This window comes from Methylocapsa palsarum (assembly GCF_900114285.1).
GTDB classification, from domain to species: Bacteria; Pseudomonadota; Alphaproteobacteria; order Rhizobiales; family Beijerinckiaceae; genus Methylocapsa; species Methylocapsa palsarum.
The window spans coordinates 37,542-54,200 of the sequence record NZ_FOSN01000014.1 but is presented as its reverse complement, the minus strand read 5'-3'; the positions used below and the strand labels follow the sequence as shown (position 1 = coordinate 54,200).

Annotated in this window: 15 protein-coding genes; 4 read left to right on the top strand and 11 right to left on the bottom strand. The window is 59.7% G+C overall.

The genetic code is table 11. From position 1 onward, the window contains the following. The first annotated feature begins 181 nt into the window (after window positions 1-181). The 4 genes from BM177_RS14560 to crtI all read left to right on the top strand — a co-directional run bounded on the left by BM177_RS14560 (window position 182) and on the right by crtI (window position 3,573). Window positions 182-472, top strand: coding sequence for a hypothetical protein (locus tag BM177_RS14560; protein WP_091684925.1), 291 nt, complete (start codon window positions 182-184; stop codon window positions 470-472). 325 nt (window positions 473-797) lie between these two features. Then, on the top strand, window positions 798-953 hold the full coding sequence (locus BM177_RS20095) for a hypothetical protein (protein WP_175492622.1): 156 nt from the start codon (window positions 798-800) through the stop codon (window positions 951-953). 249 nt (window positions 954-1,202) lie between these two features. Continuing rightward, entirely contained in the window at window positions 1,203-1,913 is a 711-nt protein-coding gene (locus BM177_RS14550) for a class I SAM-dependent methyltransferase (RefSeq protein ID WP_091684919.1), read from the top strand. 160 nt (window positions 1,914-2,073) lie between these two features. After that, window positions 2,074-3,573 (top strand): phytoene desaturase family protein, encoded by a 1,500-nt coding sequence (crtI, locus tag BM177_RS14545; RefSeq protein WP_091684916.1) that lies wholly within the window; start codon window positions 2,074-2,076, stop codon window positions 3,571-3,573. A gap of 13 nt (window positions 3,574-3,586) precedes the next feature. Here crtI and hemA read toward each other — a convergent pair whose 3' ends face one another. The 11 genes from hemA to bchB are packed head-to-tail and all read right to left on the bottom strand — an operon-like array spanning window position 3,587 to window position 16,655. Next, entirely contained in the window at window positions 3,587-4,819 is a 1,233-nt protein-coding gene (gene hemA, locus BM177_RS14540; RefSeq protein WP_091684914.1) for a 5-aminolevulinate synthase, read from the bottom strand. 49 nt (window positions 4,820-4,868) lie between these two features. Further along, window positions 4,869-5,717, bottom strand: a complete 849-nt coding sequence (gene puhE, locus BM177_RS14535; RefSeq protein WP_210185917.1) for a putative photosynthetic complex assembly protein PuhE — start codon at window positions 5,715-5,717, stop codon at window positions 4,869-4,871. 16 nt (window positions 5,718-5,733) lie between these two features. Continuing rightward, complete coding sequence (gene acsF, locus BM177_RS14530; RefSeq protein ID WP_091684912.1) at window positions 5,734-6,795, bottom strand: magnesium-protoporphyrin IX monomethyl ester (oxidative) cyclase; 1,062 nt, start codon at window positions 6,793-6,795, stop codon at window positions 5,734-5,736. Beyond that, on the bottom strand, window positions 6,792-7,097 hold the full coding sequence (locus BM177_RS14525; protein ID WP_091684910.1) for a hypothetical protein: 306 nt from the start codon (window positions 7,095-7,097) through the stop codon (window positions 6,792-6,794). The genes acsF and BM177_RS14525 overlap by 4 nt, the downstream gene beginning before the upstream one ends. After that, window positions 7,094-7,558: a photosynthetic complex assembly protein PuhC gene (puhC, locus tag BM177_RS14520; RefSeq protein WP_091684907.1), complete on the bottom strand. Its 465-nt coding sequence runs from the start codon at window positions 7,556-7,558 to the stop codon at window positions 7,094-7,096. Before puhC ends, BM177_RS14525 begins: the two co-directional genes overlap by 4 nt. An 11-nt stretch (window positions 7,559-7,569) precedes the next feature. After that, window positions 7,570-8,265: a photosynthetic complex putative assembly protein PuhB gene (gene puhB, locus BM177_RS14515; RefSeq protein ID WP_091684905.1), complete on the bottom strand. Its 696-nt coding sequence runs from the start codon at window positions 8,263-8,265 to the stop codon at window positions 7,570-7,572. 25 nt (window positions 8,266-8,290) lie between these two features. Continuing rightward, entirely contained in the window at window positions 8,291-9,724 is a 1,434-nt protein-coding gene (locus BM177_RS14510; protein WP_091684903.1) for a BCD family MFS transporter, read from the bottom strand. Then, window positions 9,721-10,419: a magnesium protoporphyrin IX methyltransferase gene (gene bchM / locus BM177_RS14505; protein WP_091684901.1), complete on the bottom strand. Its 699-nt coding sequence runs from the start codon at window positions 10,417-10,419 to the stop codon at window positions 9,721-9,723. The genes BM177_RS14510 and bchM overlap by 4 nt, the downstream gene beginning before the upstream one ends. After that, the gene (gene bchL / locus BM177_RS14500) at window positions 10,419-11,330 is read right to left on the bottom strand and encodes a ferredoxin:protochlorophyllide reductase (ATP-dependent) iron-sulfur ATP-binding protein (RefSeq protein ID WP_091684899.1); all 912 of its coding nucleotides are present in this window, start codon (window positions 11,328-11,330) and stop codon (window positions 10,419-10,421) included. The genes bchM and bchL overlap by 1 nt, the downstream gene beginning before the upstream one ends. Next, complete coding sequence (locus BM177_RS14495; protein ID WP_091684896.1) at window positions 11,327-15,091, bottom strand: magnesium chelatase subunit H; 3,765 nt, start codon at window positions 15,089-15,091, stop codon at window positions 11,327-11,329. Before BM177_RS14495 ends, bchL begins: the two co-directional genes overlap by 4 nt. Next, a complete protein-coding gene (bchB, locus tag BM177_RS14490) occupies window positions 15,066-16,655 on the bottom strand; it encodes a ferredoxin:protochlorophyllide reductase (ATP-dependent) subunit B (protein ID WP_091684894.1) in 1,590 nt (529 codons plus the stop codon). The genes BM177_RS14495 and bchB overlap by 26 nt, the downstream gene beginning before the upstream one ends. Window positions 16,656-16,659 lie beyond the last annotated feature (4 nt).

Here is a 16,659-nt window from a genome sequence, read left to right as displayed (position 1 = left end):
GCGAAAACCGAACGATTTCAATTCATTTTATGTCAGGTATTTCCCTTATCGATCCGGATTCTTCCGGACATGAGAAGAGGCTCTTTTTCAAGGCAAACTTTAAGCTGTTTCAATACTATAGCTGACTCAGAAGACAATTGCCCTGGTATTCGGCGGCCTTCGCCGGCGCCTGGAGACCGCCATGTCGCAAAGCGTCGCTCAAAACGAACAGCCGTCGCAGGAGCAATTCAAGACCCGGGAGCCAATTCCCCAAAAAGCGGCCTTTGAACTTGCCTGGGGACTGTTGCAGCCTGAATTGGCGTCATTCAGCGAAGCTGAAGTCGCGTCTCTCAGAAGCTACGTGGCCGAGTCCATCTTCGAAGCCGCGCGCGCCGGAGAAACGGATTACCTGCTCCTTGGCATCGTCGCGCTTCAAAAGCTTGCGGCGTACCTGCACAGCGGCGAACTCGGACAATTCGACGTCGTCAATTGATTTAGCCAAAAATTGATCGCAGCGACTCATATCAGTCATGTCGAGTCAGGCATGTCGAGCCTTGGAGCGCTTTCCGATCGCATGACTTCATGCGATCGATCAGAAATCGCTCCAGAGTCAAAAGCTTGAGTATTGTCTTCTCGATTGGATGGATTCAATCCGATCGGAATATGCTCCAGACGGGGATGTGAACGCATGCTCCCGAATTCTTCCGTCGATCCCTTTAATTCCTGGTCAACCGGGGGTTGTGATCGATCGCCACACTCAGGGATTTTGCATTTCGCCGTTTGATCGAAGAAGAAAATTCGCTTGCGTCCGGCTCGATATGAGCCATCATCAGGCGAGGTATAATCTCGCATTCGATCATCACTCTCAGCCGGTCTGTTCGATCAATCGTCTGAACGGGCGGCTGCGTCTCGGCGGCGTCGCGACTTTTGGAATCGGAACGGATCCCGTGATGAGCCGGCGCCTTGTCTGGTGAAATGAAGCTGGACTTCAACCCCCTCATGCGCGCCGCCCCCTTGGCCGTGTCCGATCGCGTCTTCCTTATTCAACGGCTTATCCGACCTCAGGTTCTGGTCGGTAGAGATTGCATTATTTCAAAATGGCATGATTGTGCTGTCCTTGGCAAATTCGAATCGAAATCCTCACGGTTATAAATCCTTAAGGGATAACCAGAGATTGCCGCCGCCGGCCTCGCCGGCTTCCTTTCGGCGCAAGTAAGAGTCTCATGAGCAAGCAACAATCTTCCGATTTTTTCGACTCTTGGCGCACCTACCGTAAAGTGGTTGATGCAAATTACATGTATCATGCGCAATTCAGATCGCAGATCGAGGCCCTTCTGCTTTCTGAATTTAGCGACCATCCCTTTTCTTTGCTTGATCTTGGATGCGGTGACGCAGCAATACTTGCGCCTGTCCTGGCCGCGGCTGCGGTCAGCTATTACGAGGGCGTGGATTTGTCCGAAACCGCCCTCGAACTCGCCGCCCAAAATCTCAAAATCCTTTCCTGCCCGGTCCTCCTGAAGCATCGCGACCTGCTAGCGGCGTTGAATGATGGAGATCGCCAGTTCGACGTCATTCAGTCGAGCTTCGCCGTTCATCACTTGACGACAGATTTAAAGAGGGAGTTTTTTGCCGCCGCGGCAAACAGGCTATCGGACAGGGGAATTCTATTGCTGACCGACGTCGTCAGAGAGGAAGATGAAAGCCTGCCGGTCTACTATCAACGCTATTGCGATTGGCTTCGCCGCGATTGGTCGGAGCTAAGCACGCAGGAATGTGACGCTGTCTGCGATCACCTCACTCACTATGACCACCCGGAAACGCGGTCTAGACTGGAGGAGCAGGCTCGCTCGGCAGGGTTCACCGACGTCGCGGAACTCGCCCGATTCGGCTGGCACAGCATGTTCCGGTTCGGACGGAACCGCGCCAGTCTTTGAGGCCGGCTCCCGCCTCGCACTCCCTTCGAATGCTTTGTTGTGAATTCGCTGAATTCGGAAGCCCGGGATCGGCACTGCGCACGTATTGGATTGGCCAGGGTTTGCTGTAGATTTCGTTCCTCGACCCCGCGACTTGAAAAATCTGGGAGCAACCAGACGCATGTTGGAAGAAAAATCGGGTCCAAGCGCAATTGTGGTCGGAGCTGGTTTCGGCGGAATGGCGGCGGCGCTTCGCCTCAAAGCCAAGGGCTGGCGCGTAACGCTCATTGATCGCGCTCCCAGGCCAGGCGGCCGCGCTCAGGTCTTCGAGAAGGATGGATTTCGACATGACGCGGGTCCGACCGTCATTACAGCTCCATTCCTTTTCGACGAATTGTTCGCGCTGTTCGGCAAGGACCGACGCGATTTCGTCACGTTCGTCCCTCTCACGCCGTGGTACCGATTTCGTTTCCACGACGGAACGACGTTCGATTATGGCGGCGGCGTCGACGACACATTGGCGGAAATCAGGCGAATAGAACCGCAAGACGTCAATGGATATCTCGCGATGCTCAAACACTCGCGACTCATGTACGAAAAGGCGTTCACCGAATTGGCTGATCAGCCTTTTCACGAACCCAAGACCATGCTGCGCCAGACCCTCTCGCTGATGAGGCTCCGCGCCAACCGCACCGTCTGGCAGTTTGTATCCGCCTATTTGACCAATTCCAATCTGCGGCAGGCCTTTTCGATCCAGCCGCTTTTGCTTGGCGGAAATCCCTTTGACACGACCAGCATCTACACCTTGATCCACTACCTCGAACGCCAGTGGGGCGTGCATTTTGCTATGGGCGGAACCGGCGCGATCGTCGCAGCACTACAGAAGTTGATGCTTGACGAAGGCGTCAAGATCCGCCTCGGTGAAACCGTCAGCAAGATCCTGATCGAAAACCGATCCGCCAAGGGCGTTTCCCTCGAGAGCGGAGAGACCATCGCCGCCGATATCGTCGTCTCCGACGTGGACCCGATGTTTCTGTATCGTGAAATGATACCGACGCAAGTTCAGCCGATTATGACGAAGATCAAAAAGAGATCACGCCTTTCAATGGGTCTTTTTGTTCTTTATTTCGGAACGCGCAGAAAATATCCGGATGTTGCACATCACACCATCTGGATGGGCGCACGCTACAAGGAGCTGCTAAAGGACATTTTCACGCGGCGGAGCCTTCCCGAGGATTTTTCTCTTTATTTGCATCGGCCGACGGCTACGGACGCCAGTTTTGCGCCGGAAGGCTGCGATAGCTTTTATGTACTGTGCCCGACGCCCAACTTGCTTGCTCCGATCGACTGGACGGAGGAAGGCCCCCGTCTTCAGTCCCGCATTGTGGACGCGCTAGACCGGACCATCCTGCCCGGACTGAAAGGAAGCATAACCGCCGACTTTTTTATGACCCCCCGCGATTTCGAAAACCGATATCTGAGTTATGCCGGGGCGGGCTTTTCAATTGCGCCCTATTTCACGCAATCGGCGTGGTTCCGATTCCACAATCGCGCCGAAGGCCTCCGAAATCTTTACCTGACCGGCGCCGGTACCCATCCGGGCGCAGGAATTCCCGGCGTCCTCTGTTCGGCCAAAGTCGTCGATCGCCTCGTTCCCGACGCGTCCGCCTTCGTCCTCTAACCCTACAGACTGCCTATTCCGCCGCGATCCTGACGTAATGTCCGTTGGCGACAGGGCATTTCCGCCAAAGTCCGGAAAGGACGTCGACGAGACGATCCATCTGCGCATCGGTGTGAACGGGGGACGGCGTCAGCCGAAGACGCTCCGTCCCCTTCGGAACGGTCGGATAATTGATCGGTTGCACATAGATGTTGAATTGGTCGAGAAGCACGTCCGTCACCGCTTTGCAGTGAACCGGATTCCCGACCATCACCGGAACAATGTGACTCGGGCTCTTCATAACGGGAAGCCCCGCCTCCGCCAGACGCAGCTTGAGCGTCATCGCCCGTTCCTGATGGAGTTCACGTTCGACGTTGCTCGACTTCAAATGCCGAATGCTCGCGAGCGCGCCAGCGGCGATCGCGGGAGCGATCGAAGTCGTGAAAATGAACCCCGAGGCGTAGGAGCGTATGGCGTCGCAACAGGAAGCGCTCGCTGCAATGTAACCGCCCATAACGCCAAAGCCCTTGGCCAGGGTGCCATTGATGATGTGAATCCGATGCATGACATTGTCGCGCTCCGCGACGCCGCCGCCACGATGTCCATAGAGTCCGACTCCATGCACGCAGTCGAGATAGGTCAGCGCATTATATTTATCAGCGAGGTCGCATATTTTCGCGATCGGCGAAATATGGCCATCCATCGAATAGACGCTTTCAAACGCGATAATTTTTGGCGTCCCCCGTGGATATTTCCGCAGCGCGCGCTCGAGGTCGTTGACGTCATTGTGACGCCAGATTTCCTTGGCGCCGCCGCCTCGGCGGATCCCCTCCACCATTGACGCATGGTTGTCGGCGTCCGAAAATATCACACACCCTGGCATCAGTTTGACCAGCGTCGACAATGTGGCGTCGTTGGCGACGTAGGCCGACGTGAAAAGCAGCGCGGATTCCTTGCCATGGAGATCCGCGAGCTCCTCCTCCAGATCAACATGGTATTGTGTCGTACCGGCGATATTCCGCGTGCCGCCGGAACCGGCTCCAACGGCGTCGATCGCCTCGTGCATCGCCGCCAGCACATCCCGATGCTGGCCCATGCCCAAGTAATCGTTGGAACACCAGACCGTCACCTCACGGGACGACTCGCCGCGATGAATTCTCGCGTTAGGAAAATCGCCGCGCCGGCGCTTCAAATTGGCGAAAACGCGATAGCGTCCTTCTTGATGCAGGACATCAATCTGGCGCTGAAACAATGCTTCATAATACATTCCCGCCTCCCGCGAAAATTCATCGATTTCGGGTGTCTTTGCCTGGATGTCACGTACTCGCATTCGCATCCATGATGTCGGCGGGCAATCCGCCGGGGATTTTTTCATTTGCGGAGATCGCCTTCACGCGGCGGCCAGACCGATCAGTTCGAAGACTCCAGCTCCAGAGACGGATCGAAGAAAGCGGCAGAACCAGGAACCAGTGTTCAAGGATCGCCAGAAACATCAGCGTGGCGAGAAAGGCGTGCCCCGACGCCTGAAATAGAGACGCAGACGCCGCGGCGGACCGCACGATCCCGACGACAATGACCATCGACACACTGATCGAGACCGGAAAGAAGAGGTTCATCGGTCGTCTGCGGAAATAGCTCTCCAGATATTTCATGTGGTCGGGAAGGAGTTCTTCCGTCAAATTAGGCACGCCAAAAAACACGTTCAGTTTTGCGCTAAGACGCATAAACCAAAGAATGATGAAGGTCCAGGTTCCGAACTGGTTTGCGCCATTCGCTGTAATCGCGATAATCAGGGCCGCAATGCTTGCTATGACGAGCTCGTGATAAAGGAGGGTCTGCGCGGCGTAGCGGAACCGTCGCCACCCTGAGGCCCCGGCGGGACAAGGCGCGCGCCGAGGCCCGCTGATGAAGCCCATGAGAAAACTGATTTCATTCCAGCCCCAGACCAACAGGGCGCACGTGAAGGCGATGTAGGCCCCGGTTACGCTGGTGTCTGTGCTGCTCATAAAAAGACCATAGAGCGATCCCAACATGACCAACGTCGCGCCGCCCATAGTCCACGAATAGGTCCGCCTCGGCAAACCATCAAGGACTATAATAACCCCCGTGCTGAACCACCACAGGAACAGGGCGTAACCGATGGGCGGACCATAAAGCAACAACATCAACGCTTGCTCCAATCTACCAGGCCGGCGACAGACGAATCTGCTTTGGCGCTTCGTTCCGCTTCGCCGGGATCATATAAAGTCGGGCGAAAGCAAGCGCGGACGCAAAGACCCAGGCCGCTTTCTTCAAGCGGCCTGAAATTCCACCCTGACTCTCGGCCTCCGCAATCCGCCCGGCATTGATGCGCAACCGTTCAAGTCCCGCGACAAATCCCGGATGATCGATATCGAGCGTCAGGGGAAAGACCTGTCTGGAGATTTCCGACGTGATCCGGAACACGGTGAAATCATAATCCGTTGGGCTCACGCCGAGCGCCTTATGAAACTCGGGTCGCGCATGGTCACGCACAAACATTGTCGCGTAAACGGCGATCAGGAAGAATTTCACCCAATATCGATTGATGCCGCTGAGCAATCGAGGATTTGCCCGCATCAGCAGCGCGAAGGCTTCGCCGTGACGGAATTCATCGTTGCACCATTCGTGGAACCATTTGAAGATCGGATGGATGCGACGCTCCGGATGCCTTTCGAGTTCTCGATAGATCGTGATGTAGCGCGCATAGCCGATCTTCTCGGACAGATAAGTGGCGTAGAAAATGAATTTCGGCTTGAAAAAAGTGTATTTCTTGGTCTTGGTGAGAAATCCGAGGTCCACGCCGATTCCAAAATCCTTCAACGTATCGTTGATAAATCCGGCATGGCGCGCCTCATCACGACTCATGTAGCCGAACAGATCGCGCATGTCCTGAGTTTTCGCCCGCTTTTTGAGTTCTGAATAGAGAACGCAGCCCGAAAACTCAGCCGTCACCGAGCTTACGAGGAAATCGATGAACTCCTTGCGGAGCGCCTCCGGAAGATGTGAAAGATCCGATTTGAACTCGTCGGTCCGCACAAAATGCCCCTTGTTGGGATCGCGTCGCATTTCGGCCATCAACTCATCCCACTCGGCGCGCACGGGGCCGACGTCGATCCGATCGATCTCCGCGAAATTAGTAGTATAGAATCGGGGACTGAGGACAGTGTTGGCTTGCGCCATTTGGGTCGTCAGATTCGGTTCGGCGGCTCGCACGGCGCTCATAATTTCCTCCCCGAGGAAAAACTCACTTCATAGAGTTCGGTCAGTTCCAGCCTCGAACTCAATCGGATCCACACGCGCTTCAGCCAGCCGGCGCGCGTGATGATGGCCCGGCGGCTTAGCAGCGCCTTTTCGCCGAACGGGACGTCGATGGAATCGCCTTGGACGGTCACCTCGTCTCCCGGCCGTAGTTCAAGATCGAACGCCAGCTCTACATGGGCGTGAAGACTGTCGGAAGTGTGCTCCACGTCCACGGTGCAGGGTACTTCGATCTGGCCGGCGCTCAACAGACTGATGACGTTCATTTCGCAGACTCCTGCGCGGTCAAGAAGCGAGCGAACGCCTCGGCGTTGGTCGGTCCGAACGCATCAAGTTCAATAATCGTTCGGGTCATGATGTCCTGAATGGCCAGCCTGCCATTTGCGCTCAGACTCAACCGGAAGGGCGCCTGAACGCCCGCCGATTGCTGGATCGCGCGACGACCGCGGGCGAAGCTCCGCAGGATGCCCCGGACGAAACCGCCAGAACCGGGCTCGAGCCGGTCAATCTCAAGGCCTGTACTGGCGTCATACACGATCACGGCACCGTTCGGACTGTCCTCGAATCGAAGATCGCGCGCGGCCGCCGGACGCTCGAGGGCCGTATGCATGACGCCGATATCGGTCAGGCGCGCAAAGGCGACCAGACACAACGACGAGGCGACAAGAAGAGCGGCGCCGATAAGGGGCGTCCGTGGAAACGACCTCGCAACCAATTGATGGCTCATCCGCCTGCTCCCTACGACGCCGCGGCCATGCTGGGTCTGCGCTCCTTGCCGGCGGCGGCGCTATGTTGCGCAGCGGGCTGGGGCGCGACATCTGTGACTCTCCGTGCGTTCGCGGCGGACGCGGGGAACGCCAATGTCATCGCTTCCGCGAGAATTTGCGCGGCCTTGTCCGCGTCCGGAATGCACCGGAGCATCGGCTGGGGCCTCGAAAAGCGCCACGGCCTTGCATGTGGCCAGAGCACCAGGTAGGCGAGATGATCCTTTGACGCGAGGTCCAGCGGAATATCGCCGGAGCCGTCCCGATGAATCTTCAGCGCCGCCCCGCCAATTTGCGAAAACGGCAGATTAAGCGTGATGGGCAGGGCGAGCCCAAACCGCATGATGACGCGGCGGCTGGTGAGAGAGTAGATCGTGGTGCGTTCGGTGAGCCAGGCCATGAGCGTCAATATGCCGATGGACAGCATGCCGAGCGGCGCGAGCCACAGGGCCGGTTGGACCGCTGACCGGATGCTTTGTCCTTCCAGCAGCGCCGAGAGAGTTCCGAAAGCGATCAGAACTCCGAAATATCCCGCAACCATCGGGAGGCGGTAAACCGTGCGGGCGACGGCGCGCCAGGAGGGCGAACCCTGCCACAGCAGGGTTTCTCCGGGCGGCAGATGGCCGGGAAGGCCGCGAACTGGTTCGAAATCGAAATCTTCGGCAATCACAGCTGTAGCCTCCCTGATAGTCCAGTTAGTGCGCTGTTTCGAATTCCTGTTTCGTGATCGGTCCGGTCCAATCGGCGCTCAACTGGCGCACGAGAGGCCCCGCCACCGCGAGGGTGACGAACAGCAACGCAATTTCAAGCATGTAGACGATGACATAACCTGTGGCCGGACCATTCAGCCCGGGTCCGAGAAGGCCCTGTGTCGCAAGCGCGGACGCGCCGTCGCTGATGGCGCCTCCAAGAGCGATCGAGAGGCCTGCCGCCGACGCCTGCACAGCCCCCCAGGCGCCAATCGCGATCCCTGCGTCGCCTCTCCGGGTCTCGTTCATTGAGGCCGTGAGCGTGCCATGAGCGAAAAGCCCGGCGCCAAAACCGATCAGGCCGGTTCCGAGGCCAAAAAGCAAACCCGATTCCAGCGGCGCGGCGAATATGAGAGACGTAAAAGCGGCGATCCCCACCAAAGCCCCGAACGCCGATACGCGATAGGGGTCCGCGCCGCGATTGAGCCTGCGGGCCGCAAGGCTCAATCCGGCGATGCTGCCGAGCGCCAGCGTGGCCGTCAAAGCCGTGGTGGCGCCCACGGAAAGGTGCAGGATCTGGCCGCCATAGGGTTCGAGGAGAATATCCTCCATGCTGAACGCGGCGGTTCCAACGCCAATAAGGACAAGCCGGCGCCTGGAGCGTTCGCCCTGGTTCAGATAATCCCGCCACGCGCCCCTAAACGTCGGTTCGGACGCCTGAGCTAGGGTCCGCGATGGATTTCGAGGCTCCTGTTTCCAGAGCGCGACGACGTTCAGCGCCACGGTGATGACAGCCGAGCCCTGGATAACCTGGATCAATCGTAATTCGCTGAAATTAGCGAGCAGAAATCCAAACGCCAATGCGCTCGTCACCATACCGGCCAGCAGCATCATGCACAAAAGCGCGACAACGCGCGGGCGCGCATGTTCCGGAGCCAGATCCGTCGCGAGGGCAAGCCCCACCGTCTGCGTCGTATGAAGCCCCGCGCCTATCAGCAGAAAAGACAAGGCCGCGGCCGCATCACCGACCCAAAGCGGGCCGTTGGTGTCTCCCGACAGGATAATCAGGGCGAAGGGCATGATCGCCAGACCGCCGAACTGGATCAGCGTCCCGAACCAGATATAGGGCGCACGCCGCCAACCGAGCACAGAACGGTGGTTGTCCGAACGAAAACCGATCAACGCCCGGAAGGGCGCAAAGACGAGCGGCAGCGAAACCATGAGCGCGACCAGCCACGCGGAAACCCCGAGCTCTACGATCATGACCCGGTTGAGCGTTCCGATCAGCAGCACCAGAGACATGCCGACGGTGACCTGGAATAGCGAAAGTCGCAGCAGTCTTGTCAGAGGCAGTTCGATTGTCGCCGCGTCTGCAAAGGGGAGGAATCTCGGACCCAGACGGGTCCAGCCCTGCGCCAGTTTTTCGTTGATCCTGATCATGGACGGAGCTCTAACGCCTGAGACATGTAAAAGCCGCTGACGACCCGTCTTTCGCGCGCCGGCTTCCAGCTTTTGAGCCCGGGCGATGCATCAAGCGCTTTCGCCAAGGCGGCTTCGCCCACCGGCTCGATGGCCGGCGCGCGATCGGCGCGCGGGAAAAGACGACCGACGCCATGCATCAGAGACAACATCGGCGTCCTCGGAGCGAAAGTGAAAACGATAGATCGCCTTGCGCGGACCGCGAGCTTGGAAAGACTTTCCACCATATCGTCGACACGATAGTGGATGAGCGAATCCATACAGACGATGTGGTCGAAATGACCGAGCGAGGGATCCAGCATGTCGCCGGAACGAAATTCGATCCGGCCGCAGGAGAACTCGCGCGGCGCCCGCCCGCGCGCCAATGCAATGAGTTGAGGCGAAAGGTCCGCCGCAACAACATCGGCGCCGCGTTCGGCGGCCGCCACGGCGAGCGCTCCGGTCCCACATCCGGCGTCGAGCAGGCGGCAGCCGCGGAGGTCTGATGGAAGCCAGTTCAGGATCGTTTGGCGCATGTCTTCCCGCCCCGCCCGCACGGTTGCGCGGATCCGCCCGACGGGAACATCGGAGGTCAGGCGGGCCCATGCCTCAACCGCCGTGCGGTCGAAATAGGTCTCAATCTGGCTGCGCCGTTGCAGATAGGAAAGATTTGACACTAGTCGAACCCCAGAAGATCAAAAATATCGCGGTCTTTCATCGACGAAGGAGCAAGCGGATCGGTCCCCGCCCAAAGGGCCGCGGCCAGCCTCAGATATTCCGCCTGCACGGCCTCAATCTCCGGCGTCGCTTCCATTTCAAAGAGCGTCGCTTTTTTCAGGCGGCTGAGGCGGATCGCGTCGAGGTCCGGGAAACGCGCCATCGTCGTCAGGCCGACCTTGGCGTTGAACTTGTCGATCTGGTCGACGCCGGCGCTACGATTGGCGATGACTCCGCCAAGCCGCACATTGTAGTTTTTCGCCTTCGCCGCGATCGCGGCGACGATTCTGTTCATCGCGAAGATCGAGTCGAAATCGTTCGCCGTGACAATCAGCGCTCGATCGGCGTATTGTAAAGGCGCCGCGAACCCGCCGCACACAACATCGCCCAGCACGTCAAAGATCACAACATCGGTATCCTCAAGTAAGTGATGTTCTTTCAGAAGCTTTACGGTTTGGCCGACGACATATCCGCCGCAGCCCGTGCCTGCGGGAGGGCCGCCGGCCTCGACGCACATCACCCCGTTGAAACCTTCAAAAACGAAGTCCTCGATGCGAAGTTCTTCGGGGTGGAAATGAACCGATTCGAGAACGTCGATGACCGTCGGAATGAGGCGCTTCGTCAGGGTGAATGTTGAATCGTGCTTGGGATCGCAGCCGATCTGCAACACCCGCTTTCCAAGCTTCGAAAATGCAACGGACAGGTTGGACGAGGTCGTGCTTTTTCCGATGCCGCCCTTTCCGTAGACCGCGAAGACTTTAGCAATTCCAAGATCAGACAAGGCGTCGGTTTGAACCTGTACGCTCCCTTCGCCGTCGCCGCACGAACCATTGCTTCCGCATCCGCCTATCTGCTTCAGGGGGATATTCATGCTGCAACCTCCAGACCAACGCCCTCAAGTCGATCTTCAAGCTCCGCGCCGGCCTGACGCATCGCCTCCAACGTGTCTTCGTCGGGCGACCAGAAGCTCCGCTCGTGAGCTTCGATCAGTCGATTCGCAATCTTCGCCGAAGCTGTCGGATTGAGTTTCGAAAGGCGTTCGCGCATGTCCGGGTCGAGGACAAAAGTCTGCGAAAGCTTTTGGTAGACCCAGGGATCGACCTGGCCGGTCGTCGCAGACCAACCCATCGTATTCGTGACGCCGGCCTCAATCTGCCGAACGCCTTCGTAGCCGTGTTTCAGCATGCCTTCGTACCATTTCGGGTTCAGCATGCGGGTGCGCGCTTCCAGCGCAACCTGCTCGTCGAGCGTGCGCACGATTCCTTCCCCCCTGGTCTGATCGCCGATGTAGACTGGAGCGCTCGCGCCCTTCAGGCGCCGCACGGCGCTGGTGACGCCGCCGAGAGTATCGAAATACGTATCGATCGTGGTGACCCCGAGTTCGACGGAATCAAGATTCTGATAGGCGAGATCAACGCTTGCAAGCACGCTTTTGAGCAGCTGAGGCTCTTGCTTTGGCGCGCCCTTGCAGCCATACGCGAAGCCTTTTCGCCTCGTGTAGGCTTCAGCAAGTTCGTCCGCATCTTCCCAGCGGCCGTTCGCGACAAGATGGTTGACATTGGAGCCGTAGGCGCCGTCCGCATTGCCGAAGACGCGCAACGCCGCCGTTTCGAGATCGCACCCGTTCTCCGCCTGAAACGCCAGGGCGTGCTTGCGAACGAAATTGCGCTCGCTTGGTTCGTCGGAGGACGCCGCCAACAGGGCCGCTTCGGCGAGGAGGGCGATCTGCAGCGGCAGCAGATCCCGGAAAATTCCGGACAACGAGATCATGACGTCGATGCGGGGATGCGCCAGTTCATCAAGAGGAATGAGAGTCGCGCCCGCCAGTCGGCCGTAACTGTCGAAACGCGGTTTCGCGCCAAGCAGCGCGAGCGCCTGCGCGATAGGCGCCCCCTCGGTCTTGAGATTATCGGTGCCCCACAGAACCAGCGCCACGGTCTCCGGCACGGGATTGTTGTCGGCGATATGCCGTTCGATCAGCCGTTTCGCCTGACGAGCGCCGTCCTGAACAGCGTAGGCGCTCGGAATGCGAAAGGGATCAAAACCATGCAGATTGCGGCCAGTCGGCAGAACCGCCGGCGTTCTGAGAAGATCGCCGCCAGGCGCTGGACGGACGTACCGGCCGTCGAGCGCGTCAAGAACGCCTGGGATCTCCTGGTCCTGCGCCAGCAGCTTATCCATCGCGGCCAATTCGCGGAGCGTGTCGAGAGTCTTCGCCGGGACCGCCTCACTCTTTCCGGCGCTTTCGGCGGCGAGAGCCTTGTCCGCGCTCCCGGTCCTCACCAACACGTCGACGCTTGCGCGCTCCAGCCGGATCTCGTGGGCCGCTTCGGCGACGGCGATCAGCATATCAATGCGCTCTTCGATGGCAGGCGCCTCCCCAACGACATGAAGACCATGGGGGATCAGGGTATATTCAAGCTCGAGGACGACGGCCGCAAGCTTCGAGATCTTCTCGCCGGCCGGCGCCGCCCACGCCGGCTCGGCCGCAGTGAGATCGAGATCCGCGGCTTGCGCCTGGATGAGTATTTCGAGTTCGCCGCGCTCAGAGGCTTTCTCCGGCTCCAATTGCCGCCATCTGTCGAGGGAGGCCTTCAGGTCGATCAGGCCCCGGTAAAGGCCGGCGTTCGCGACGGGGGGCGTCAGATAGCTGATGAGAGTCGCGGCGGAGCGGCGCTTGGCGATTGCCCCTTCCGAGGGATTGTTCGAGGCGTAAAGATAGAAATTGGGAAGATCGCCGATAAGACGCTCGGGCCAGCAGGCGGCGGAAAGGCCGCATTGTTTCCCGGGCATGAACTCAAGCGCGCCATGCGTCCCGAAATGAAGCGCCGCATGCGCATTGAAGTCTTGCCTTAGCCAGCGGTAGAAAGCCGAAAACGCGTGCGTCGGCGCAAAGCCTTTCTCGAAAAGCAGCCGCATCGGATCGCCTTCATAGCCGAATGCAGGCTGCAGTCCGACGAAGACGTTGCCGAAGAGCTCGCCCAACACGAAAATCGAAGCTCCGTCACTTTGCTGTCGGCCCGGCGATGGACCCCATTGTGCCTCGATTTCGTTCAGCCAGCGCTCGCCGCGCACATGCGCGTCGGCGGGAATGCGCGAATGAACATTGGCGATGGCCCCGAACTGCGCCGAATTCCCCTCAATGAGTCTCGCGCGCAGATCGTCAACCGAAGTCGGCGCCTCGACGCTATATCCCGCCCGCTTCATCGCCAGAAGAATGTTGTAGAGAGATTCGAAAACCGAAAGGAAGGCGGCGGTCCCTGTATTGCCCGCATTCGGCGGAAAATTGAACAACACGATCGCGATCCTGCGCGCGGCGCGCTGCGAGCGGCGCAGCGTCGCGAGCTTTTCGACCCTCGCCGCAAGAGCCTCCGCGCGCTCGGCGCACACCCGCATGTCCTTGGCGCCTTCGGCTTTGGGAAAGCTGCATTTCCGGTCGCAGGCGACGCAGGTTCCCCCGCCCTCGCAACGTCCGCCGAAGACAATCGGACCCGTGGAGCCGTCGAGCTCAGGAATAGCGATCATGATCGTCGATTCGACCGGCAGCAAGCCCCGATCGGAACGGCGCCATTGCTCGATGGTCTGGAATTCAACCGGATGAGCCGCGATGTAGGGCGCGTCGAGGCGAGCCAGAATCTCCTCGGCCGCCCTGGCGTCGTTGTAGGCCGGGCCGCCAACCAGCGAGAAGCCCATGAGCGAAATCATAACGTCGACGGCTGGCTGGCCCTTGTCGAAAAAGAACCTCTCGATCGCAGGACGGGCGTCAAGGCCTGTGGCGAAGGCGGGGATGACGCGCAGGCCGCGCGCCTCCAGCGCAGCGATCACGCCGTCATAATGGCCCGTGTTCCCGGCAAGGACATAGGAACGCATCACGAGAAGCCCGATGGTCGCCTCGCCGCGTCCCACGGAACCCGGAAGCTTGGCGGCGTCCTCGGCGATGCGGCCTTGCATGCGCGGATGATAGACCCCGACGTCCGGGTACGCCGCCGGCTGCGGAATTTTGAGTTTCCCCCGCAATGCGCGGCGCGGACCATCGGCGTATCGGTCCACCAGAAAGCGAACCATGTTCGCCATGTTCTCCTCGGACCCGCTCAGAAAATATTGCAAGGTCAGGAAGTAGGCGCGCATGTCCTGCGCCGTGCCGGGAATGAATCGAAGCAGCTTCGGCAGCCGGCGTAGCATCTTCATCTGGTTGGCGCCGATGCTGGCGGACTTGCCCTTGTTGCCGCGCAGGCGCTTCAACAAAGCGAGCGGCCCGCTCGTTGGAGCGTCCAGGCTGAACCGGCCCATCCGCGTCAAGCGGGTTACTTCCCCCGCCGACATGGCGCAAACCATGGCGTCGCAGGACCCGCGCCGCGCGGTCAGGGCTGAAAGCACGGGCTTGAAATGCTCTTCCATGAACAGCATGGCGACGACGACGATGTCGCCCTGCGCGATGTCCGCGCAGCAGCGATCGAGCGCCGCAGCGTCGGCGGCCCATTCCGACGCCGCGTGTGTGGTGAGGCTCAAGCCGTGGATTTCACGCTGAAGCGTTGTCCGCGCCCGATCCGTGGCGCTGGCCAGATGCGTATCCATTGTCACGAAAACGACCCTGACGGGGGGCGTCTTAGCGGCTGTAATGGGATTTTGCATCGTACAAAGTCTCCATCGTGATCGTTGCGATCCCGCGATCGGCGGCGAAACGTTCGGCGTTGCGCCGCGCCCTGCCGCGCACAAAAAACGGGATCTTGCCGAGTTCCTTTTCGGCGTCGATCGCCCAGACTGCGGGAGCTGCGGCCGACGCTTGAGATGAATGTGTCTCTTCCGTTTTCGCCGCGTCGATTCCAGATGCGGCCGGCTCATTCCCAGAATGCGCTCCAAGATGCGAAGGCGCCGCCGCGGCGGAAAATTCGAAGTCCTCACGAAACATCGAGAGCAGATGTTCTTCGAGCCCCATCATCAGCGGGTGCACCCACGAATCGAAGATGACGTTAGCGCCTTCAAAACCCATCTGCGGCGAATAGCGGGCGGGAAAATCCTGCACATGGACCGGCGCCGAAATCACCGCGCAAGGCAACCGCAGGCGCTTGGCGATATGACGCTCCATCTGGGTGCCAAGCACGAGGTCGGGATTGAGTTTTGCAATCTCGGCCTCGACCTCGAGATAATCCTCGGTAATGAGCGCCTCGATGTTGTGCGTGGCCGCCGCGACGCGCACGTCCCGCGCGAATTCGCGCGAGTAGGTTCCCATTCCGGCGACAGTGAAGCCCAGTTCGTCGCGCGCCACTTGCGCGGCGGCGACGACATGCGTGGCGTCGCCGAAGATGAACACGCGTTTGCCGGTGAGGTATGTCGAATCGACCGAGCGCGAATACCACGGCGACCTTGCAGCCAACGCTTTCAGCGTCGGACCGGGATCGACGCCTGCTATGAGCGCGGCTTCCTCGATGAAAGCCCGCACGCCGATCACGCCGATCGGAGAGGTTTTCACCAGCGGCTGCCGGAATGTGCGCTTCAGCCATTCCGCCGCCTGCAAGCCGGTCTCAGGATAAAGCACGACATTGAAATCAGCTTCGCCCAGACGGGCCAGGTCTTTCGGCCTCGCGCCGAGTGGCGCGACGACCTTGACCTCGATCCCAAGGGCCGCCAGAAGCGCCGTCACTTCGCGCACGTCGTCGCGATGACGAAATCCAAGGGCGGTCGGCCCGAGCAGATTGCAACTCGGCTTGACCCCCTCGGCGCGTTCCGGCCGGGCGGTTCCGGGAGCCGGCGCCGAGGCGCCGGCAAGGGCGCGCGCCAATTGATAAAATGTCTCGGACGCGCCCCAGTTTTCCTTGCGCTGGTACGAGGGAAGATCCAGCGGAATGACCGGAATGGGCAAATGAAGAGCGCGCGCCAGACCGCCCGGGTCATCCTGAATGAGTTCGGCCGTGCAGGATGCGCCGACGATCATGGCTTCCGGCTTGAACCGACGATAGGCGTCCCGCGCCGCCGTCTTGAACAGCTCGGCGGTATCGCCGCCAAGGTCGCGCGCCTGAAACGTCGTGTAGGTGACCGGGGGCCGCCTATCGCGGCGCTCGATCATCGTGAACAACAGATCCGCGTAGGTATCGCCCTGAGGCGCATGGAGCACGTAATGCACGCCTTCCATGGCCGTGGCGACCCGCATTGCGCCAACGTGGGGAGGGCCTTCATATGTCCAGACCGTGAGCTGCATGGCG

Coding starts and splice junctions, on each gene's coding strand:
- puhE (WP_210185917.1), bottom strand. CDS start 5,717: ATGTTGTTGCTTTATGGTCCGCCCATCGGTTACGCCCTGTTCCTGTGG.
- bchB (WP_091684894.1), bottom strand. CDS start 16,655: ATGCAGCTCACGGTCTGGACATATGAAGGCCCTCCCCACGTTGGCGCA.
- crtI (WP_091684916.1), top strand. CDS start 2,074: ATGTTGGAAGAAAAATCGGGTCCAAGCGCAATTGTGGTCGGAGCTGGT.
- bchL (WP_091684899.1), bottom strand. CDS start 11,330: ATGAATATCCCCCTGAAGCAGATAGGCGGATGCGGAAGCAATGGTTCG.
- BM177_RS20095 (WP_175492622.1), top strand. CDS start 798: ATGAGCCATCATCAGGCGAGGTATAATCTCGCATTCGATCATCACTCT.
- BM177_RS14550 (WP_091684919.1), top strand. CDS start 1,203: ATGAGCAAGCAACAATCTTCCGATTTTTTCGACTCTTGGCGCACCTAC.
- acsF (WP_091684912.1), bottom strand. CDS start 6,795: ATGAGCGCCGTGCGAGCCGCCGAACCGAATCTGACGACCCAAATGGCG.
- BM177_RS14560 (WP_091684925.1), top strand. CDS start 182: ATGTCGCAAAGCGTCGCTCAAAACGAACAGCCGTCGCAGGAGCAATTC.
- BM177_RS14495 (WP_091684896.1), bottom strand. CDS start 15,091: ATGCAAAATCCCATTACAGCCGCTAAGACGCCCCCCGTCAGGGTCGTT.
- puhC (WP_091684907.1), bottom strand. CDS start 7,558: ATGAGCCATCAATTGGTTGCGAGGTCGTTTCCACGGACGCCCCTTATC.
- BM177_RS14510 (WP_091684903.1), bottom strand. CDS start 9,724: ATGATCAGGATCAACGAAAAACTGGCGCAGGGCTGGACCCGTCTGGGT.
- BM177_RS14525 (WP_091684910.1), bottom strand. CDS start 7,097: ATGAACGTCATCAGTCTGTTGAGCGCCGGCCAGATCGAAGTACCCTGC.
- hemA (WP_091684914.1), bottom strand. CDS start 4,819: ATGTATTATGAAGCATTGTTTCAGCGCCAGATTGATGTCCTGCATCAA.